This window comes from Pedobacter heparinus (assembly GCF_032678725.1).
In the GTDB taxonomy this organism is placed as follows: domain Bacteria; phylum Bacteroidota; class Bacteroidia; order Sphingobacteriales; family Sphingobacteriaceae; genus Pedobacter; species Pedobacter heparinus_A.
The window spans coordinates 208,825-231,103 of the sequence record NZ_JAVTSC010000007.1; the positions used below are offsets into that span (position 1 = coordinate 208,825).

The 22,279-nt window shown below is 41.3% G+C and carries 18 protein-coding genes; 14 read left to right on the plus strand and 4 right to left on the minus strand.

The window, feature by feature from the left end; translation table 11 throughout:
• Positions 1–8: 8 nt before the first annotated feature.
• On the minus strand, positions 9–1,394 hold the full coding sequence (locus tag R2Q85_RS12885; protein ID WP_316812200.1) for an AcvB/VirJ family lysyl-phosphatidylglycerol hydrolase: 1,386 nt from the start codon (positions 1,392–1,394) through the stop codon (positions 9–11).
• Positions 1,395–1,412: 18 nt separating this feature from the next.
• Positions 1,413–3,995 (minus strand): phosphatidylglycerol lysyltransferase domain-containing protein, encoded by a 2,583-nt coding sequence (locus R2Q85_RS12890; protein WP_316812201.1) that lies wholly within the window; start codon positions 3,993–3,995, stop codon positions 1,413–1,415.
• A gap of 365 nt (positions 3,996–4,360) precedes the next feature.
• Here R2Q85_RS12890 and R2Q85_RS12895 point away from each other — a divergent pair, with 365 nt between their 5' ends.
• The 8 genes from R2Q85_RS12895 (at position 4,361) to R2Q85_RS12930 (ending at position 13,223) form a co-directional block, all read left to right on the plus strand.
• Positions 4,361–4,438: a potassium-transporting ATPase subunit F gene (locus R2Q85_RS12895; RefSeq protein ID WP_316812245.1), complete on the plus strand. Its 78-nt coding sequence runs from the start codon at positions 4,361–4,363 to the stop codon at positions 4,436–4,438.
• 9 nt (positions 4,439–4,447) lie between these two features.
• Entirely contained in the window at positions 4,448–6,166 is a 1,719-nt protein-coding gene (gene kdpA / locus R2Q85_RS12900) for a potassium-transporting ATPase subunit KdpA (protein ID WP_316812202.1), read from the plus strand.
• Between the two features lie 7 nt (positions 6,167–6,173).
• A complete protein-coding gene (gene kdpB / locus R2Q85_RS12905) occupies positions 6,174–8,204 on the plus strand; it encodes a potassium-transporting ATPase subunit KdpB (protein ID WP_316812203.1) in 2,031 nt (676 codons plus the stop codon).
• Positions 8,205–8,224: 20 nt separating this feature from the next.
• Positions 8,225–8,791: a K(+)-transporting ATPase subunit C gene (locus tag R2Q85_RS12910; RefSeq protein ID WP_316812204.1), complete on the plus strand. Its 567-nt coding sequence runs from the start codon at positions 8,225–8,227 to the stop codon at positions 8,789–8,791.
• A 5-nt stretch (positions 8,792–8,796) separates the two neighbouring features.
• Positions 8,797–9,867 (plus strand): porin, encoded by a 1,071-nt coding sequence (locus R2Q85_RS12915; protein WP_316812205.1) that lies wholly within the window; start codon positions 8,797–8,799, stop codon positions 9,865–9,867.
• A 144-nt stretch (positions 9,868–10,011) separates the two neighbouring features.
• Positions 10,012–11,142, plus strand: coding sequence for a sensor protein KdpD (locus tag R2Q85_RS12920; protein WP_316812206.1), 1,131 nt, complete (start codon positions 10,012–10,014; stop codon positions 11,140–11,142).
• A gap of 25 nt (positions 11,143–11,167) precedes the next feature.
• Positions 11,168–12,922 (plus strand): ATP-binding protein, encoded by a 1,755-nt coding sequence (locus R2Q85_RS12925; protein ID WP_316812207.1) that lies wholly within the window; start codon positions 11,168–11,170, stop codon positions 12,920–12,922.
• Between the two features lie 175 nt (positions 12,923–13,097).
• Complete coding sequence (locus R2Q85_RS12930; RefSeq protein WP_316812208.1) at positions 13,098–13,223, plus strand: DUF6496 domain-containing protein; 126 nt, start codon at positions 13,098–13,100, stop codon at positions 13,221–13,223.
• Position 13,224: 1 nt separating this feature from the next.
• Here the strand turns inward: R2Q85_RS12930 and R2Q85_RS12935 are convergent, their stop codons facing one another.
• Together R2Q85_RS12935 and R2Q85_RS12940 are read right to left on the minus strand one after the other, a co-directional pair.
• A complete protein-coding gene (locus R2Q85_RS12935) occupies positions 13,225–14,484 on the minus strand; it encodes a HAMP domain-containing sensor histidine kinase (RefSeq protein WP_316812209.1) in 1,260 nt (419 codons plus the stop codon).
• Positions 14,484–15,158, minus strand: coding sequence for a response regulator transcription factor (locus R2Q85_RS12940; protein ID WP_316812210.1), 675 nt, complete (start codon positions 15,156–15,158; stop codon positions 14,484–14,486). Before R2Q85_RS12940 ends, R2Q85_RS12935 begins: the two co-directional genes overlap by 1 nt.
• Positions 15,159–15,329: 171 nt before the next feature.
• On the opposite strand from R2Q85_RS12940, the gene R2Q85_RS12945 reads away from it, so the two are divergent.
• The 6 genes from R2Q85_RS12945 (at position 15,330) to R2Q85_RS12970 (ending at position 22,208) form a co-directional block, all read left to right on the plus strand.
• Positions 15,330–16,421 (plus strand): DUF4856 domain-containing protein, encoded by a 1,092-nt coding sequence (locus tag R2Q85_RS12945; RefSeq protein ID WP_316812211.1) that lies wholly within the window; start codon positions 15,330–15,332, stop codon positions 16,419–16,421.
• A 73-nt stretch (positions 16,422–16,494) separates the two neighbouring features.
• Positions 16,495–17,613: an imelysin family protein gene (locus R2Q85_RS12950; protein ID WP_316812212.1), complete on the plus strand. Its 1,119-nt coding sequence runs from the start codon at positions 16,495–16,497 to the stop codon at positions 17,611–17,613.
• A complete protein-coding gene (locus tag R2Q85_RS12955; RefSeq protein WP_316812213.1) occupies positions 17,600–18,958 on the plus strand; it encodes an HTTM domain-containing protein in 1,359 nt (452 codons plus the stop codon). Before R2Q85_RS12950 ends, R2Q85_RS12955 begins: the two co-directional genes overlap by 14 nt.
• On the plus strand, positions 18,955–21,351 hold the full coding sequence (locus tag R2Q85_RS12960) for a TonB-dependent receptor (protein ID WP_316812214.1): 2,397 nt from the start codon (positions 18,955–18,957) through the stop codon (positions 21,349–21,351). The genes R2Q85_RS12955 and R2Q85_RS12960 overlap by 4 nt, the downstream gene beginning before the upstream one ends.
• A 30-nt stretch (positions 21,352–21,381) precedes the next feature.
• Positions 21,382–21,708 (plus strand): hypothetical protein, encoded by a 327-nt coding sequence (locus R2Q85_RS12965; RefSeq protein ID WP_316812215.1) that lies wholly within the window; start codon positions 21,382–21,384, stop codon positions 21,706–21,708.
• Entirely contained in the window at positions 21,708–22,208 is a 501-nt protein-coding gene (locus tag R2Q85_RS12970; protein WP_316812216.1) for a DUF2231 domain-containing protein, read from the plus strand. Before R2Q85_RS12965 ends, R2Q85_RS12970 begins: the two co-directional genes overlap by 1 nt.
• The last annotated feature ends 71 nt before the right edge of the window (positions 22,209–22,279 follow it).

The following is a 22,279-nucleotide window of genomic DNA, read 5'->3' on the forward strand; positions in this document are numbered from 1 at the left end:
CACCTGGCTTAATATTGGTTGTTGATCAAGTTTAGCATTTCTTTTACTATCCCTGAAAAGTCATCATTGAAATGATGGTTTCCAGGGATAGTTTTCACTTTTATACCTGCTTTACTAAACCGGACTATATTTTCAGTATCCTCTGCAGCGCCAAAAAGGCAGACAACAGGTATTTCTCTGATTTTTTTGTATTCGGCAATCACGTTGTAGGGATGGTTGCTACCAAAATTCAGCATGTCGGCAATGTGGATTTCAAAATCGGCAGATTCGTCCGGGGAGAGGGAAACAACTGCTTTCAGTTTTGACTTCAAGGCCGCCGAAAGCCTGCTGGCAACAAAAGGCACAATTGAGGCACCGAAAGAGTATCCTGCTAAAATGAATTTGTCTCTGCTCCAAAGGCTACTGTATTGTTGGATTGCCTTAGCAATGTCTGCTGTAGCACCATTTGGTGTTTTTTCTTTCCAAAAATATTTCTGGGCGTCCAGCCCAACTACAGGTAAACCCCTGGCCGCAAGAGCCTCGGCAAGTGCCTGGTCAAAACTGGTCCAGCCTCCATCGCCGGAGATCATAAAAACCATCGGCAGATTGTTTTTATCCATCGATGTGACAACATTCAACGGCAGGTTATCCTGAGTAGTATTGACAAAAACCGCTGCCTTTTCTACCTTTTGATAAGCCTGGGTCAAGGCAGCCTTCCAGTTAGCAGTAACTGAAAACCCATGCCCTACTTGTAAGGGCAGCAGTTCCGCATTAGGCATGCCTTTTAGGAAATCTTGGGTAGCAGCAAAAGGACAGGTCTGGTCTTTCAGCCCATTGAGTACAATAAAGGGGGCAGTTAGTTTAGCCGTTTTTTCAATATAAAACGAGACACCTGGCTTTAAAACATGCTGTGTAAGCCCAGTTCCTTTGCATAAAGGTCGCTTAAGGTTGATATCCGGACAAAACCCTAAGGCAATTGCACCTCTAAATGTATTTGCCGGGGCCTGTGCCAAAATGCCGTATATCAGCACTGCACCGTAGGAATAGCCTGCCAGTATGGGTTTGTAGTAATTGCCAAACTTATACTTCTTTTGCACAGAAAGACTCAGTTCCTCAAAGTCAGCAGCAGGATACAAACAATCGGCAGTTTGTTTGGAAAGGTAATAGCTATAATGTCTTGCATCAATTCCCAATACCATCGAGCCCTGGGCTACTAATGTTCTTGCCATGTCAATAACCCCGTTCTTCCAGCCACCATCTCCGGAAACAAATAAGGTTACTGAAGTTGGCGTACCCTTGGGATGGTATACCAAAATCTTACCAAACTTGCCATAGGTTACCGAACTGGTATCGGTTTGGGCCGAAGTTTTACTATTAAAGCATAGCAATAGTATGGGCAGCAGGATATATTTCATGGCGGTTATCTATAATTTTCAGGGTTTGATGACATGGTTCAAAGCCTTGGGCACCTGCAGCAGGTCATAATCCTGGCTATATATTAAATACTTATTGTGCCATACCGGCGAAAACTTCTCTTTGGCATCCCGTAACCCTTTGTACCTGGAGAAAGAACGAATCTTTTCATATGCAAATTTCATGGAGCGCTCAGGAATATTGTGCGCCTGACTGATACCGGACATTGGCGCAAATCCAATATTTACCGTTTTGAAACCCTGCAGCTTTAAATGCTCAAACATGGCCACCATGATGAAATCAATGATGCCATTTGGAGCATCGGCCGTTTTTCTGATCAGATCATAGGTAGCTTCACCCTCAGCATAGTCTGGTATCAGGTTTAAAAAAGCAACAATCTTTTCCTCCGTATTTTCTACGGTTACGATGGTTTGCGATTTAAGTTCATCCCAGTCGAACATCCCTTGCGAAAATACGATCTCTTCCCTTTCGGTTTCTTTCAGCCACTCATCAGAAACTGACCTCAGCCTTTGCAAAATACCGTCTTTTACGGGAGCAGCATAGATTTTGCTGATATAACCATTTTCTGAGACTTTCCTGATCGCATTGCGGATCGACTTGCGGTTTCCCCCATCCAGGCTGAAAGATTGCAGGTCAACAATACCTTCCTGTCCAAGAAACAGCTTCTTTTTGTTCAGCATATCAAAATCTGCCAGGCTTTCTTCAGGAACGCGGTAATAGAGATTCTTTAAACCCTTGTCCGCACAATAGGCGTCAAAAGACCGGATGAACTGCATTCTCTTTTCCGGCGCACATACCGGGCATTCCAGTACTACCGCAAAATTTCCGGAAAGGCGGTAGGCCAAAAAACCATCCGCTTCCCGGTAAATGAGCTTATCACCGTAGGTTTTGAAATAGTCCAGTGCAGTGTTTCCATATTTCTCCAATTGCAGCTTTGCCCATTCCAGGTCATCATCTTCAGTACCAGGTTTATGGATATACGGCCGGATCAGGGCATAGACAAGGAAGGCAACAGAAAGGAAGCCACTGATATTAATGGACAACAAAAAGTTGCGTGCAAACCGGTCATTGGGTATCAAATCGCTGTTCCCGATCAGGATAAAATTCTCTAAGGTATACCTGACAGATTGCAGCCAGCTAAAATCTATATTGAAGTGTTTTTTATCCAAAAAATAGAATCCAATGGTCCCATATAGCAGTACAGCTGCAATGCTCAGTAAAGTAGTTTGGATACCAAGTGAACGTGTTTTTGGATTTGTTTTAATGTAGTATTCTCTTCTTGAAGCAAACAGGATGACAATCACAAAGAGTGCAAAACTTGCCTCCTCATAATCTATCGCCTTGGTCATATGGCCAACAAGTGATACCATAGATAGTGCGAGTGCAAAGTACCAGGCGATCCGCAATCCCTTCAGCATGAACGCAGCCGTAACCAGTAGGAATAACCCTGCAGCGAATACAAAATAATTGGAAACCCTGATCGCTTCGATCGGAAGAAAATCCTCCAGAAAATCAAGTCTGGAATGAATGGCTGGGGTAAGTACCGAGATCAGGTTCACGATGCCCATCATCAGCAGTAATAAAGCCGGCAGTATGCGCATCAGGAGCCTGTTGATCTTTAAAAGAAAACTGAATGCACCCAGCAATATCGGAATCCAGAATTCCATAAATCTGTATACAAAGGTTACGGATACTGCTTCAGCACTCGAATATCCCAATCGCATCAGCATAAAAGTCATTGATGCTTCTACGGCACCAAGTCCTCTTAAAAATGGAGATATGATCAGGAATACCACACCGACGATGTAGGCAACCAGCGCATCAACTAAAGAAGGATGGATAGCTAAGGCCAGCATGGCGATATAAATGTGCGCAACACCTATTATTTCTATCAATACGCTATAACCTAATGTTTTCAGAAAGCTGTTTCGTTCTATTGCATTGCTACGGAAATCTGCGGCATAAACCTCTATTACCGGAATGTATTTAATGAGGAGCAGATATATTGTTCCTTTGCTGATCACAGACCTGTACAACACATATATACCTGCGATCAGTCCAAGTACAGCAACCAACCCAAACCATTCACCATACCCAATGCTACCTTCAAAAATTGCATAAATGAACACTGGTATGGCCACGACCACTACAGATAGGATACCGACAAAACCATATATAGAAGAGGCGAAATTGATCTGGGATTGAGATACTCCCTTTTTTTCAATGTTCCCGCTGAAGAAAGCAAGAGAAGAAACCCCTCCGGCAGGTAAAAATACACTTACGAAATTTCTTTTGAGGTATAGCAATGTGCCATCTCCTGAAGAAATATGGCTTCCAATAGCCGAAAAAGCAGACTTATACATCATCCCATGTACAAATAGATAACCTATACTTATGACAATGCCCAATGAAATCCAGATCCAGTTGGCGGTAAGCAATAGCTGCTTTACCTGCTTCAGTTCGCTTTGCTCATGCTTGATGAACCAGATGGAAAGGGCCAGAAAGAAAACTGTAAATATAAAACTGGCGATGATCTTTCCATTCTCGCGAACAAATGGAGGAATGAACCGGAGGGCTTTCATAAGCAGTATTTTAACTCAATTTACAAAATTTGTTTATCCTGTCTGCATTTTGCTGGAAAACTCCAGCAGATTCATGAATAACATCAGTAAAAATCAATAATGTTCACAACTCCAAAATGGCAAAGAACCCTTCCATTTTGGAAGGGTTCTTTTATTTGACGAAAAAGATTTTAAATTGATTTTTTTTGTTTTTGGCTGTTGTTCAGTGTTTTATGTATTGGTGGCTGATGGTGGTATGCCAATTGGCTATAAGCTTTCAAAAAACAAAAGAAATTATGTTAACAATCCTACTTCTTCTTGCCTTGCTCCTGATCTGCTGGGTATGTTACAAATCAATCGACTGGTTCGAGAAAATCTAAAAAATCATGACTGCATTATTCCTAATCGCCATCGCCGTCTTCATCTACATGATCTACGTGCTGATCAAACCTGAAAAATTTTAATCAAACACCATGAACACTGAATTACTTGGAATCATAGCCACCTACGGGCTCACGCTGGTAATAGCTATTCCGCTGGGCAAGTACCTGGCTAAGGTATTTGCCGGAGAAAAAGTCTGGACAGACTTTTTAAAACCTATTGAATCCGGAATTTATAAACTCTCCGGCATTAATCCTAAAGAAGAGATGAACTGGAAGCAACACATGAAAGCGCTGCTGACAATCAACCTGGTCTGGTTAGTTTACGGATTTTTTGTCCTGATGTACCAGGATAAACTGCCGCTAAACCCTGATGGTAACCCAGGCATGACGCCAGATCTTTCCTTTAACACCATTATCAGTTTCGTAGTGAACTGTAACTTGCAGCACTACTCAGGAGAATCTGGCGTGACTTATCTTACCCAGCATTTTGTGTTGATGTTCCTCCAGTTTGTAAGTGCCGCAACTGGCATTGCGGCAGCGGTAGTCTTCTTTAAAGCATTCCGGGACAAAACAAGTGTTAAACTGGGCAACTTTTGGGAATTTTTCGTTAAATCTATCACTCGTCTGCTGCTTCCTTTATCACTGGTTATGGCAATCATTCTTGCTTTTAACGGCACACCAAGCAGCTATGAGGGCAAAGATCAGTTCATTTCACTTCAGGGAGATACCGTGAATGTATCCAGAGGTCCGGCAGCTGGTTTTATTGCCATCAAACACTTAGGGACAAATGGTGGCGGCTGGTTTGGTGTAAACTCTTCACATCCGCTGGAAAACCCCAATTACATCACCAATACCGTTGAACTTATTGCGCAGGTAATTATTCCTATTGCTATGGTGATCGCATTTGGTATTTTTATCAGGCGCAAGAAACTGGCCTGGGTTATCTTCAGTGTAATGACGATTGGTATGCTATTACTGCTGATTCCGACGGTAAGTTCTGAACTTGGAGGAAACCCGGCAATCGCTAAAATGGGTATATCCCAGGCTACCGGGGCCATGGAAGGTAAGGAAGTCCGGTTTGGGCCAGCGATATCGGGCTACTGGAGTACTGTTACTACCATCATTTCTACAGGTTCGGTAAATAACATGCATGACAGTACGATGCCGCTGACCGGCTTATGGCAGCTGCTGGGTATGATGATCAACTCCTTTTACGGGGGCTGCGGTGTCGGGGTGCTGAATTATTTCATCTATCTCATCATTGCTGTGTTTATTTCCGGGTTGATGGTGGGAAGAACGCCAGAGTTCCTGGGTCATAAGGTGGAGGCAAGAGAAGTAAAAATTGCTGCGCTGATTACCCTGCTTAGTCCTTTTTTGATCTTAACAGGAACAGCATTGGCCAGCTATGTAATTACCTATCATGGTGATGCCGCCTGGTCTGTGCTGCCAAAGAACTGGCTAAATAACCCAGGTTTTCATGGCTTCTCAGAAATGCTCTACGAGATGACTTCATCTAATGCCAACAATGGTTCCGGTTTTGAAGGTCTGGGCGATAACAACGTATTCTGGAATGTAGCAACGGGCTTTGTTTTGCTGCTTGGCCGCTTCCTGCCCATCATTGGCCCTGTTGCCATCGCAGGTTTGCTGGGATCTAAAAAATATATTCCGGAATCGGCTGGTACGCTGAAAACAGATACCCTGACTTTTGCGCTGATGACCTTTGCAGTTATCATCGTGCTGAACGCCCTTTCTTATTTCCCTGCTCTGGCCCTGGGCCCGCTGGCAGAATATTTTACTATGCTTAAATAGATTATAAATGAAAACCTCATCAAATAAATTATTTGAACCTGCTTTGGTGCAAACCGCATTAAAACAGTCCTTCATCAAACTTGATCCCAGGGTAATGATCAAAAACCCGGTCATGTTTACCGTAGAGATTGGGACACTGATCATGGCTTACGTTACGATATACTCAATGAGCAATGCCGGTCAGGGTTCACCTGCTTACAATTTTATCATTTTCCTTATTCTTTTGCTGACCGTATTGTTTGCCAATTTCGCGGAGGCAATTGCCGAAGCAAGGGGAAAAGCACAAGCTGATTCTTTAAGGAAAACTAGAGAGGAGACTCCTGCCAAGGTTGTTCTGGCAAATGGAAAAACTGAAATACGTTCCTCAAGCCTGCTTAAAAAAGGTGACGTGTTTATCTGCGAAGCAGGCGATACTATCCCGACAGACGGAGAGATCATTGAAGGTATTGCAACGATTGATGAATCGGCAATCACCGGAGAATCTGCGCCGGTGATCCGGGAGTCGGGAGGTGATAAGTCATCGGTTACAGGTGGTACTAAAGTACTTTCAGATCAGATCAAAGTACAGGTAAATACCCAGCCGGGTGAAAGTTTCCTGGATAAAATGATCGCGCTGGTAGAAGGGGCGTCACGCCAGAAAACGCCAAACGAGATTGCATTAACCATCCTATTGGCCAGTTTTACGCTTGTGTTTATCATTGTGTGTGTAACTTTAAAACCATTTGCAGATTACGCGAATACCCCAATCACGATTGCTGCGCTGATCTCACTGTTCGTGTGTTTGATCCCTACCACTATCGGTGGCCTGCTCTCGGCCATCGGTATTGCGGGTATGGACAGGGCGTTAAGGGCCAATGTGATCACCAAGTCGGGTAAGGCGGTTGAAACAGCAGGTGATATCGATGTACTGTTACTCGATAAAACAGGCACCATTACCATAGGTAACCGTAAGGCTACCAGTTTCTATCCAGCACCCGGAGTTGAAATGAATGCTTTCATCGAGGCCTGCGTAATGAGCTCGCTTGCAGATGATACCCCGGAAGGAAAATCTATACTTGAGCTGGCCATAGCACAAGATTATAAGGTAATGCCTGCCCCGGCAGGATCTACATTCATCAAATTCACTGCTGAGACACGTTCAAGTGGTTTGGATACCACAGATGGCAAAAGAACACGTAAAGGTGCATTCGATGCTATCAGAAATATTGTCCTTACCGCCGGAAATCCATTTCCTATGGAAACGGAAGATCAGGTTAAGGTAATTTCCAGCAATGGTGGTACGCCACTGGTGGTCTCGGTCAATGAAAAAACAATGGGCGTTATTGAATTGCAGGACATCATAAAACCCGGAATCAGTGAGCGATTTGAGCGTTTGCGGAAAATGGGGGTGAAAACGGTAATGGTGACCGGTGACAATCCCCTTACAGCAAAATTCATAGCCGAAAAAGCCGGTGTAGATGATTTTATTGCTGAGGCAAAACCTGAAGATAAAATGAACTACATCAAAGAAGAGCAGGCCTTAGGTAAGCTGGTAGCCATGATGGGCGACGGAACAAATGATGCCCCAGCTCTTGCCCAGGCAGATGTGGGCGTGGCCATGAACAGCGGAACTCAGGCAGCTAAAGAGGCTGGTAATATGGTAGATCTGGACAATGACCCGACCAAGCTGATCGAGATCGTGGAGATCGGTAAGCAATTGCTGATCACCCGTGGTACATTGACTACTTTCTCCATTGCCAATGATGTGGCCAAATACTTCGCCATTGTACCTGCGCTATTCATTGCTTCCATTCCTGCATTGCAAAGCCTGAACATTATGGGACTGCATAGTCCTGAAAGTGCTATCCTGTCTGCGGTAATCTTCAATGCGATCATTATCCCGATCCTGATCCCATTGGCACTGAAAGGTGTGGAATACAAGCCAATCGGCGCCAGTGCTTTATTGCGCAGGAACCTGCTGATCTATGGTCTGGGAGGGGTAATTGCACCCTTCATGGGGATTAAAATAATTGATTTACTGGTAGGCTTATTTGTATAGGCCCTTAATAATTAAAGATCATGAAAAAGTACATATTACAATCTATACGCTTAACCGCAGTCTTAATGGTACTGCTTTGCGTCATCTATCCACTTGTCGTTGCTTTTGCCGGAGGTTTCTCTGAAGGCAGGGGCAGCGGCGAAAAGATCAAAAAGAACGGAAAAGTAGTGGGCTATACCCTGCTTGGCCAATCTTTCACCAAGCCTGAATATTTCTGGGGCAGGCCATCTGCTACCGGCTACAATGCTGCCGGATCTGGTGGTTCCAACAAAGGGCCTTCGAATCCGGATTATTTGCAACAGGTGTCTGACCGGATCGATACCCTGCTGAAATACAATCCGACCATTAAGAAAGCAGATATTCCTGCAGATATGGTTACCGCCTCAGGAAGCGGACTTGATCCGAATATCTCCGAGCAAGGTGCTATTATTCAAATTAAAAGAATTGCTGCTTTGCGCAAACTGGACGAAAAAACAGTAGCAGAACTGGTGGTTAAAAATACGCAAGGGCCACTATTGGGAATGTTTGGCCCTACATCAGTAAATGTGCTGAAGCTTAACCTTGCTTTGGACGGATTAAAGAGGTAGAAATAATGAAAAGAATACTAATATTAGCTGCAGCATTAACGTCAGGCTCTATTGCCTACGGACAGGAGGAGCCAAGGATCAAGGTAAGTGTTTACCTGGAAACTTATTTTGGCTATGATTTCAATAAGCCTACGGATAACATCAGGCCAGGATTTATTTATTCCCATAATCGTCACAATGAAATGAACCTGAACCTGGGTTTTATCAAGGGCAGTTATGAGAATGGAATGATCCGCGCAAACCTTGCCGTGATGGCCGGAACTTATGCCAATGCAAACCTTGCTGCAGAGCCGGGTGTATTGAAAAACATCTTTGAAGCCAATGCGGGAGTGAAACTCTCCAAATCAGCCAATCTTTGGCTGGATGCAGGTATCTTTTCTTCTCACATCGGCTTTGAAAGCGCGGTTTCTAAAGACTGCTGGGTGCTGACCAGGAATATATCTTCAGAAAATACGCCTTATTATGAGTCTGGCGCGAAAATTACCTACGGTACAAATGATGGTAAATTCACAGCGACTGCACTATATCTAAACGGATGGCAAAGGATAGCACGCCAAAACGGGAACAGCCAGCCTGCGGGTGGATTACAGCTGACCTGGAAACCAACATCAAAAATTACTGTGAACTATAGTAATTACCTGGGTACTGAGGGCGTGGATTCTGTTCGCGTAAGACGTTTTTACCATAACGTGTATGGCATATTCCAGGTAACTGACCAGCTTGGCCTTACGCTGGGCTTTGATTACGGAACCCAGCAGAAAGCGAAAGGAAATGAGGATAAAAATGAGGTGCTGTCGCCTGTAGCCATTGCCCAATATAAAATCAACAGCAAATGGGCGGTTGCTGGAAGGGCAGAGTATTATCAGGATAAAAATGGAGTTTTTATTGCTACAGGAACAGCTAATGGCTTCAAAACAACTGGTTATTCGCTAAATATAGACTACGCGCCAATCAGCAATGCAGTAGTGCGGCTGGAAGGTAAAATGTACACCAGCAAGGATAAAATATTTATAAGATCAGAAGACCCGGTGGGTAATAATGCTGCCCTGACTGCAAGTATTGCGGTTTCCTTTTAGAAAATGTAAGCAATGGCCCCTGAATTTTCAAAAAATCCTTTACTAAGATTAATCCTGTGCACTGTTGCAGGATTAATCCTTGTGGTTATCTGGTACCTGGTAGAAAAAGGATATGTTATTTTAGAGTGGTAAATTTAACAAATAATGGAGCAAGACGATAAAGCAGGATCTGTAAAGAAATTCCTCGACCTGGTCAAAAAATCCAGGCGGGGAAAATTTAAAGTGTACATTGGAATGAGTGCAGGTGTGGGTAAGACCTACCGCATGCTGCAGGAAGCCCATGCGCTCTTGAAAAATGGTATTGACATTCAGATCGGCTATATTGAAACCCATAACCGGGAGGAAACTCATGCGCTTTTGCACGGAATCCCGCTGATTCAACGCAGGAAAATCTTTTATAAAGGTAAGGAACTGGAAGAGATGGACGTAAATGCGATCATTAACCTGCACCCGGAAGTGGTTATTGTGGACGAGCTGGCCCATACCAATGTGGAAGGTAGTAAGAATGGTAAAAGATGGCAGGATGTTGTGGATATCCTGGAAGCGGGCATCAGCGTGATCTCGGCAGTGAATATCCAGCATCTGGAGAGCATGAATGAGGAAATTGAAAAGATAATAGGAATACCCATTACAGAAAGGATACCCGACAGGATACTGGAACTCGCAGACGAGATTGTGAATATCGACTTAACCGCTGATGAACTGATTGACCGGTTAAAAGCGGGAAAGATTTATGATAAAACTAAAATTGAGCGGGCATTAGGGAATTTTTTTCAGTCTGAACGTATTTTGCAGCTGCGAGAACTAGCTTTAAAGGAGGTTGCACATCATCTGGAAAGAAAGATCAGTATCGAGATCCCTAAACAGATCAAACTCCGACCGGAACGTTTTTTAGCTTGTATATCTACCAATAATACCACAGCTAAAATAGTGATCAGAAAAACTGCAAGACTGGCCTCTTATTATCGTTCGCCATGGATTGTGCTGTACGTACAAAACAGCCATGAAAGCGGGGACCGGGTGAAACTTGACTTACAGCGACATCTGATCAATAATTTTAAGCTGGCTACAGAACTTGGGGCTGAGGTGATCAAGGTGAAGAGCAACCATATCACACAAACGATACTGAAGGTTGCAGAAGAAAAGGAGATCACTACCATTTGTATAGGGAAGCCACATTTAAATTTATTCCAGATTATCATGAGAACTGCAATTTTTAATCAACTTTTGCGCAGCATTTCGGCTACAGAAACAGACCTCGTCATATTGTCATAAATGTTAAACTAAAATATATAAAACCATGAAAATAAAAACTAAGCTACGCCTCGGATTCGGGTTCTTATTCGTGGTCGTGATTTTTTTTGGAGCAATTTCGCTCTATTACATGAACAAAATCTCTGTCAGCTCTAAAGTTATTCTGAAAGACAATTATGAAAGCATGAAGTATGCCCGGGTAATGAGGACAATACTAGACGATAATGAATTACCTCTTGCTAAAGCGGCTAAAGATAAGCTGGCCGCTCAGTTGCATCTGGAAGAAAAAAACATCACTGAAAAGGGAGAAGGGGAAGCTGTGGCGGAACTTGCAAGGGCTTTCGGGGAATTAACCACACCAGGTCTGGACCTGACTGCTCAAAGGGCAGCAGTTCGTAGGCTGCACCTGCAGCTTAGGGTGATTGACGATGTGAACATGAAAGCCATTGTCAGGAAAAATGATGCCGCACAAAAAAGTGTGGAAAATGCAGCTACCTATTTAATTTTTGCCGCTTCGATCTGTTTTTTAATCCTGTTTTCATTTGTGGTAAATTTCCCTGGTTTTGTGGCTAATCCATTAAGGGAGTTCTCGGAGGCCATTAAGGAGATCAGCCGTAAAAATTATAAACAACGTCTGGAGTTTAATGGGACTGATGAGTTTTCGGAACTCGCCATTGAATTTAACACTATGGCTGCCCAGCTCAACAAATGGGAGAACAGTAATCTTGCTAAACTTCAGTCGGAGAAACTAAGGATTGAAGCCATCATCGAACAGATGCAGGATGCAATTATTGGCCTGAATGAAAAAAAAGAAATTTTGTTTTTGAATAAAGTAGCAGGACAGCTGTTAAATCTGAACGAAAAGGATATTGTGGGCTCGGATGCAATGGAGCTGATGAAAAGAAATGATCTTTTAAACAGAATTTTACAGATTGGCAATACTGAAAAAACCATGAAGATTTATGCCGACAACAAAGAATCGTATTTCCAGTTAGAACGTAGGGAGATCATGGTACCTGCTTATGAAGAGCAAGATGAACAGGCTTTATCCGAAACCAGAAAAACTGCCGGTGAAGTCTATATTCTAAAAAACATCACAAAATATAAGGAACTGGACGAAGCCAAAACAAATTTTATTGCTACGGTTTCCCATGAGTTAAAAACGCCGATATCTTCCATTAAAATGAGTTTAAAATTAATGGATGATGAACGTGTGGGACCGCTAAATAAAGAACAGCAAGAACTGGTGCAGCACATTAAGGAAGATTGTGGGCGTTTGTTAAAAATTACTACTGAACTGCTCGACTTGTCTCAGGCAGAGACCGGAAACCTGCAACTGAATTTTGTGAAATCTGACCCGCGTAAAATTGCGATTTATGCGATGGACGCTGTAAGGTTCCAGGCAGAACAAAAGCATATAGAACTGGAACTGATCAGCAAAAACAACCTGCCAAAAGTAAATGTAGATACCGAAAAAACAGCCTGGGTGCTTGTTAATTTTCTGTCCAATGCAATGAGATACAGTTCCGAGAAATCGAAGGTGGTTATACAGATCATAGAAAAGGAAGGAAATATAGAATTTTCTGTCAGGGATTTTGGGAAAGGGATTGATGAGCAATACCAAAAAAGATTATTTGACCGCTATTTCCAGGTGCCAACAGATGGGAATAATAAATCAGGATCTGGACTAGGCCTGGCTATATCTAAAGATTTTATTGAAGCTGAAAGTGGAAAGATCTGGGTAGAAAGTGCTATTGGTGAAGGAAGCCTGTTTTGTTTTCTGCTACCAATAGCCATATGAAAGTAAGTATCTGACTAAATTTTTTCATAAGGCTAAACCATTGAGCTTCAGACTTGTTTTAAGGTATTATACACCTATTCATCTAAATGCTATGAAAAAAATGATGATCAGATGCTTCAAGAATAGTTCCACCGGTATTTTAAGGCATATTATTCGTTAATTAAATATAATAGTTATGGCAAAATATTCAGAAAAAGCTGGCGAGAAAGTGGAAAAGGCCATGCATGAGAAAAAAGAAGGCACTTTAAAAACCGGGACGGGCAAAAAGCGAAGTAATAAACAGGATAGTGAGGACTATTAATTTAACTAAAGTTCTTATTTGAAACAAAGTAAATGCTAAAAACATGTAAATTGGTTTGATAATCATAAGTCACAAGCCAATTTTTGGTGATACAAATTTGCTTAACAATAGAAAGTCCCAATCCTGTACCTTTATATCCAGGTGCACCTTTGCCGAAGCGGGTAAATAACTTATCCGGAGGAAAAGTAAGTTCAGGTCCTTCATTCGATATTTGAAGATATGCTTCGTTCAATACAATACTGACCTTTGCACCAGCTGATGAATGGTAAAGGGCGTTGGTTAGTAAGTTTGAAATCAATATTTCTACAAGCGATAGACTTGCAGTAACCAATGTGGCATTTATATTTTGAACTACCTTTATTTTTTTCTGCATGAAAAGATCCTGCATAAGATCTAGGTTATGTTGTAAAATTTCATCTAAAGCTACCTGTTGCCGGTCGGTAAACGCATTGTTTTCCAGTTTTGCAAGTAATAGCAGTCCCCTGTTTACCTTGCTTAACCGGGTTATTGCCTGTTTAGCATCATTTAACGGCGCGATCAAAGCACTATCGATGGACAGCTGACTTATGCTTTCCAGGCGGGCTTTTAAAATACTTAGCGGGGTTTGGATCTCATGAGAAGCATTTTCGGTGAATTCCTTCAAAGCCATATATTCTCGTTTTCCTCTCTCAGCCAGATCGGTAAGAACAATATTCATTTCCTGGAATTCTTTCACATCTGTTACAGTAAGCTGTAATGCTTCTTTTGAACTCACCGAGTAGCCTTTCATGCGCCGCAAGTTGATCAGAAATGGTGCCCATAAATTACGGCTGATAAAATAGTTAACTAGTGTACCCAATATTACTAATGCGGCTGCAATAGTTATGAAGATGTAGGCAATTGTTTTGGAATAATTTTCCCAGCCTATAAATGTCGTCATTACTCTAATCCGATAGGGGATACCGTTGATCCGCTTACTTTCTTCAAAATAATAATAACCCTCACTTTTATTTTGTAGCCTGTCGTATACCAGCGTATCCTTAAATACCTTAGGCATATGCATCAGGTTTTCATCATTGGCACTAATCCGTATGAGCGGGAAATTAACATGCCTGTTTGCTTGCAGTTCTTCTGCTACCATATCTGTTTGCAGTTCGAGTTGTTCTTCAATCTCTGCTAAGATTTCATAACGTAGAAATAGGAACAAGAAAAAGCCAGTAATACCGAGTACAAATACACTGAGCCAGAAGTAATAATAACTTATTTTAGAAAGCAGTCTCATTAAAGTGTAAACTTATAGCCCATTCCATATACCGTTTTAATGTAATCTTTGCCAGATGCATTGCTGAGTTTTTTTCTCAGATTCTTCATGTGCACATACACAGTATCAAAATTATCGCTTTGGTCAACATGGTCGCCCCAAAGATGTTCGGCTATAGAAGCTTTGCTTAGAATCCGGTACTTATTAACCACAAAATAAGTCAGCATATCGTATTCGGTGCGGGTCAGTGTAATCTCTTTGTCTTTGAAAAAAAATGACTTGGATAAAGGTTCAATAGTGAAACGGTCAAAAGAAATGCGTTCTACACCCTTTAATGCTTTCCTTCTGTAAAGTGCATTTATCCTGGCGCTAAGTTCTTCCAGGTAAAAGGGCTTTGTAAGATAATCGTCTGCTCCCAGGTTTAAGCCTGTAAGTTTATCCTGAAGTGAGTCTCTGGCAGAAAGTATCAGTATTCCTGTTTCGGCATTTCCATTTCTGATTCCTTTAATCAGATCAATGCCTGTGCCATCGGGTAATGTAATGTCGAGTACCACAATATCATAAATGTAATCCCGAAGCTTTTGTTCAGCGATGCAGAAAGTGGCCGCCTGTTCACAAATAAAATCCAATGCCTTAAAATAGGTTTCCATCTCTTCTAAAAGTACAGGTTCATCTTCAATAAATAATATTTTCATATAATAAATTACTGATTTTAAATGCTTTAATTAATGTATACCTGATTATTTTTAACTTTTTTCCTGCTCTTCAGAAAGTCTTTAGAATTGACTTTAATCTTTGCAGCAAGAATAAGACTTATTTAGACTTAATACAAACAATTTTATAAAATTAACACAATCCAACATAAAATGAAAAATAAATACTTTAAAAGTTCAGTTTTGGTTGCCCTTGTAGTTTTGGGCCTTGCCGCTTGTAAGAAAGATAAAAGCACCATACCTCAGTATGATGTACCTACTACTTATAACTTTAGCGATGCTAATTATGCAACATCTACCAGCAGAGTGAGAATGTGGTTAGAACAAAATACTTATGCAGGAACCGGTAACACCGGTGCTGCAGCTTTAAGCGCCACAAAAGCAAACGATTTTTGGAACAACACTAACAATCCTTTTACAGATGCTGCGCTAAACACTTCAGGTGTAAATATAGCCGGAAAAATTACCGATGGCCCTACTTATAAAGCTTATTTTGATGGATTAGTTGCCGTTAGCCAGTCTTTGGGAGCTACCGCCGCCAGTAACGGAACTGCAGGCTTTGTTAGCCGCACTGCAACTGGTAAAATAGCTGTTGATGCGAAAGGTGTAGAATATACTCAGGCTATTGCAAAAGGTTTAATGGGAAGTTTATTGTTTAAACAAGCTGTTGATTTGTTAACAGCTGTGAAAACAGATGCTACTGTAGCGTTGCAAAAACAACATTTTGATGAAGCATTTGGTTATTTAGGGGTTCCTGTAAATTATGATCCTAATGTTACTTATGCCAATACACTGCCAGTAGCCGAAAGACCTTTAGCCTGGGGCGGATATTTGGCCGAACGTGGTAAAGATATTAAAGCTGGCGAAGTAATTTTTAACGCATTTTTAAAAGGAAGAGCTGCAATTGGTGCTAACGATGTCAAATTACGTGACGAGCAAATCCAGATTATATTAGAGAAATGGGAACAATTGGCCGCCGCTGCCGCATTAGCGTATGTTACTTCTCCTACCATTGGAGATATTGGTTTAGGTGCATTGCCAGGTGTTAAGTTACATGCCTTATCTGAAGGTTGGGGCTTTATCGCTACTTTTAAATACAGACCGGCAACCAGTAAACTTACGGCAGCAAATTTCATAAAACTGAATGATATCATTAACACCAGCTTTTATACCTTGTTAAACGAGCCTGGCTATCCAAAATTGGTTGAAGCTCAGGGAATATTAAAAGCAACATACGGTCTTTAATATTTAGATAAAATAATTTATATGAAACTCTCTGTACGATAAAGTACGGAGAGTTTTTGAATTTAAAAAAAATATGATGGGAAGAATAAATAAACTGGGAATTGTCGCTTTATCAATGTCACTGATGCTTTTTTACATTTCGTGTTCTAAAAAAAGTAATCCTGCCGATGATAAAACCGCAAATGGTTTTGATAAAACAGCAATGTTAACCAATTATGCTAACAATTTAATTATACCAGCGTATGAGCAGACGCAGCAGAAATTAACACTGCTGCAAACCGCAGTAAATGTTTTTCTGGCTACACCAAACTTAGCTACTCAGGCTGCATTAAAAACTGTTTTTAAGGATACTTATTTACAGGTAGAGCGTATTTCTGTACTGGAATTCGGTCCTTCTCGGGACAATTCTTTGGTAGGATTTATCAATACATTGCCTGCCAACACCATGAAAAAAGTTGGTGAAAAAACTGATCTGGCCATAATGGAAGAGAATATTGCCAGTGGCAATTGGAATTTGGTACAAAACTCGGCCATACATCAACAAGGTTTCCCGGCGTTAGATTATTTGTTTTTCGCTAATGATGCTGTTGCAAAATTTACAGATCCTGGCAGTACCAACCGCAAAAAATATGTACAAGACATACTAACCAGGATAAAATCTCTTTCAGATCAAACTTTATCAACCTGGAAAAATACTTACCGTGCTCAATTTATATCAAACACACAAAGCAACTCGGGCAGTCCGATTAGTTACCTGCTAAACCAGTTTGCCTACGAAATGGATATGCTTAAAGGGCCACGCATTGGCTGGCCTTTTGGTACGCAATCCGGTGGTGTTCAATTTCCAGAGCTTTGCGAAGCTTATTATTCTGGCCTGTCCCTTGATTTGGCCATTGAGAACATGAACAGCCTTAAAAATATGTTTACTGGTGGCAATAGTGGTAAAGGAATTTCCGATTTGCTGGCTGCTCTTGGCAACACGCAGCTAAAAGATGAAATATTAGGCCAATTTAATGTAGTTGATGCAAAATTAAAAGCCATTCCTGCTCCTTTATCAGCTGCATTGGCAAACAATAAGCCAGCCATTGAAGATGCAAACAAAGAAATACAGCTTTTATTGAGGCTTATTAAAACAGATGCGGTATCTAAATTAGGTGTTCAGATTTCTTATGTAGATAATGACGGCGATTAACAAAGCCATAAAATGGATACAATTACCTACATCTATAGCTCCTCTGGTTACTTTCAGGGTGCTGTTTGGTATAATGATGTTGTTAAGTACCATTCGTTTTTCGATAAAGGGATGGATTACTACACAATATGTTGATCCGGTATTTCATTTTACATTCATGGGGTTTGATTGGATCCGTCCTTTGGGCAGTATTGGGATGCACCTGGTATTCTTGTCAATTGCAGTTTCATCATTATTCATTGCGCTGGGCTTTTGTTATAGGTTTGCTATAGTTATTTTCTTTCTGCTTTTTACCTATGTAGAGCTAATTGATGTGACCTATTATCTTAACCATTATTACTTTATAAGTGTAGTCAGTTTTTTAATGATCTGGCTTCCGGCGGGCCGTTTTTTTTCACTGGATGTAAAATTTAATCCTGCACTAAGGGTTACTGAGGTTCCAAGATGGGCAGTTGGATCTATCCGCCTGCAACTTGGGCTGGTCTATTTTTTTGCCGGATTGGCAAAGTTAAACTCAGACTGGTTACTGGCCGCGCAGCCTATGAAAATATGGCTGCCAACAAAGAGCCACCTGCCGTTAATTGGTTCATTGATGTACGAGGAATGGATGGCTTATTTTTTTAGTTGGTTCGGAGCTGTTTACGACCTCTTTATAGTTTTATTTCTATTGATCCGTCGCACACGTTTTATCGGGTACCTGGTAGTATTGATATTTCACATTGCTACAGCTATATTTTTCCCCGCTATCGGCATGTTTCCTTATATCATGATGGTATGTACGCTGGTATTTTTTAGTGGAGATTTCCATTTAAAACTGATCCGTTTTTTTAACCATCCCATTTCTGGTGTTGAAAATAAACCTGCTTCCTTTAAGCCGGTTTACCAGCATAGACGCTTATGGATGTTTGGATTGTTTTTCCTTATACAGCTAATTTTGCCCATTCGGTACCTTGCTTACCCGGGCCCTTTGTTCTGGACGGAAGAAGGCTATAGGTTTTCCTGGCGGGTGATGCTGATGGAAAAGGTCGGGACAACGATCTTTTCCATTCGTGATAGCCAGACAGGAAATAGTTACGAAGTTAATAACTCAGAATTCCTGACCACGCAACAGGAAAAAATGATGAGTACCCAGCCCGATCTGATCCTAAAGTATGCACATTATCTTGCAGATGTTTATGTCCGGCGAGGAATCAAGGAACCTCAGGTTTACGGAGAAGTTTATGTAACACTGAATGGCAGGAGATCTGCCCCTTTTATTGATAGCAAGGTTAACCTTGCCGATCAGCAGCTTAGTTTTAAACATTACAAATGGATTTTGCCATTTAATATAAATCACGACTTATGAGAATAGCCGGCATCCTGTTTTTTTGCCTGATTTCTGTTTTTGCCAAAGCCCAGCAATTTGAAATAGCTGGCAAAATAACCTTATTAACAAAACCGGTTAAAGGCGCAGCAATTATTTTAGATAACCAAACCAAAACCACAAAAAGCAATGCATTTGGCGAATTTGTGTTTAAAGATTTATCAGCGGGAAAATATACTGTTGTCATCTCTTTTATTGGTACTAAGGAGGTTAAAAAGACAGTAGAGATAATTGATGGCAATGCTCAAATAGCTATTAAATTAGAAACAGACAAATCCATTCAGCTTGATGCTGTAGACATTACCAAAATAAACGACAAAGTTGCTGATAAACTGAACCAGGTAGAAGGAACCGCCATATATGCCGGTAAAAAAACCGAGGTGATTAACTTAAAAAATATAAATGCCAATTTAGCTACCAACAATGCCCGGCAGGTATATGCCCGTGTAGCAGGCCTGAACATTTGGGAGTATGATGGCGGTGGGCTACAGTTGGGCATTGGTGGCCGTGGCCTGAACCCGAGCAGAGTCTCAAACTTTAATATGAGGCAAAACGGATATGACATTAGTGCCGATGCATTGGGCTATCCGGAAAGCTATTATACCCCACCAACTGAAGCTTTAGATAGAATTGAAATTGTACGGGGAGCTGCAAGCCTGCAATACGGTACACAATTTGGCGGTATGATTAATTTTAAGATGAAAAAAGGCCCTACAGATAAGCAACTTGAATTTACAAGCAGGCAAACCCTCGGCTCGTTTGGTTTTTTTAACTCTTTTAACAGTATTGGGGGGCAAGTAAAAAAACTAAATTATTATGCTTTTTATCAATATAAAAAAGGTGATAGCTGGCGACCAAACGGGCACTTTGACCAGAATACCGCTTATGCCCATGTAGATTATGCCTTTACCAACAAGCTAAAGCTAACTGCCGAGTATACCCATATGGACTACCTGGCACAACAACCAGGAGGTTTAACCGATGAGCAGTTTGAAGCAGACCCTTCAGTATCCGTGAGGGCCAGAAACTGGTTTAAGGTAAAATGGAATTTATTTAACTTAAGCCTTGATTACCAGCTCAGCGAGCATACCAAACTAAATTGGATAAACTATCATTTAGATGCTGGCAGAGAAGCATTGGGAGTTTTAAGCTACATCAACCGTCCTGATCCGGGCGAAGGTACGCCAAGGGATTTAATGGCTGATAAATATGACAATTATGGTTCAGAGCTTAGGGTGTTGCACCAATACAATCTATTTAACACCCAGACCAGCAGTTTACTTGTAGGGGCAAGGGCATATAAGGGGCTAACTTTTAAAAAACAAGGGGATGCTGATACCGGTTTAGGACCCGATTTTAACTTTTTAAACAGTCAGCCCAATAAGTCCGATTTCCGGTTCCCAGGCACAAATTTAGCAGTCTTTGCCGAAAATATTTTTCAAATAACCACCAATTGGAGTATTACTCCAGGTGCCAGACTCGAGTATATCTATACCGGCGCTAAAGGGAATTACACACAATTTCAATTTGGTGTTCCCGATTTGACAAAAGCCGACAATAAAAGCAATCCACGGTCATTTGTACTCTTTGGCATAGGTACTTCCTATAAGCCCCATCCAGGCATTGAGCTTTATGCCAATATTTCTCAAAACTACAGGTCTATCAACTTTACTGATTTAAGGGTACAGAACCAAAATGCAAGGGTAGATTCTTTATTGAAAGATGAAAGAGGCTACACTGCTGATGGTGGAGTAAGAGGGAATTTAAAAGATTGGCTGTATTATGATTTAAGCGTATTTTATCTCAAATATAACGATAGGATCGGCTCGGTTTTTACTACCGACGCTAACAATATGATCTACCGCTTAAGAACAAACGTAGCCGATAGTCGAAATATTGGTTTCGAAAGTTTGATAGAAGCTGATTTATTAAGTGCACTCACTCAAGGCACAAGTAAATATAAACTGGTGGCTTATACCAATTTTTCGTTAATAAATGCCCGATATATCAATACAGATAATACAGCAATAAAAGATAAAGAAGTAGAATTTGTGCCACCACTATTGTTTCGTACCGGACTATCGTTCGGTAATAAAACATTTAATACCAGTTTGCAATATGCGCACGTAGCACAACACTTTTCTGATGCTACCAATGCCGAAAGTACGCCAACTGCGGTGGACGGTATTGTGCCTGCCTACCAAATTGTCGATTTTTCGGCCAGTTACAACTGGAAATGGTTTACGCTATCCGGAAGTATCAATAACCTTTTGGATGAAAAATATTTTACACGTCGTGCCGACGGGTACCCCGGGCCAGGTATACTTCCTTCCGATCCTCGTACCTATTATATGACTTTACAATTTAAATTATAAATTTATACCATAACCTTAAATCAAATTATCATGAAAAAAGTATTAATCGCATGTGCCGTCGCAATTTCAGGCATTGTTACCTTACAGTCTTGCGGCGAGAACGAAAAAACAGACGTTGTTGAATCGGGTACCTATCAGGGCAAAGCAGAAAAAGTAGATGCGGATGAAAAGGAGATCTACGTAAGAACCGCGGATAACAAATTACTGGAGCTTTACCTTACAGACAGCACCGCACTTACTAAAGGCGGCGTGACCGTGCCATTTGATTCTGTAAAGAAAGATGGTAATGTGGAAGTGCAGGTAGAAAAGAAAGGTAATAAACTTGCTCCGATAGCAGTAACACTATTGGAAAACTAATGAACCAGGTTCCTTCAATATGGAGAACTGAGCTTTGGCATCCCATGCTTGTTCATTTTCCTGTTGCAACCCTGCTATTGACCACAATAGCAGGGTTTATTATGCTGTTTTTAAAGAAAGGAGATGCTAAAACGTTTCTTTCCAATATGACCTCGCTGTTGTTGTTTATCGGCGTGCTGACAGGCTGGCTTGGAATTTATACCGGTCTTTTGTCCTATAACATTGTGGTCAGGCAAATATGCGATCCGGAAGTTCTCCAGGACCATCAAAATTGGGGATATATCGCTGTAATTCTGTATAGCTGTGCATTGGCTTGCCTTGCTGTTATAAGATTTTGGAAAAAGGCGCCCCAGATGCTGTTTACTTATACTGTGCTATCGTTACTACTTGCAGGTGGTACTGCATTGGGTTACTGCGGGCATTTGGGTGCAGCGGTAGTGTACCAGCAAGGTGGCGGCACTTATACTCCCTCAGCAAATTGCACAGAATTTGTCAGGTAATTCCGTCACATATAGGAATAGAATGGTTCTTCAACCATAGAGAACCGATATTAAAATTCAATTCTAAATTT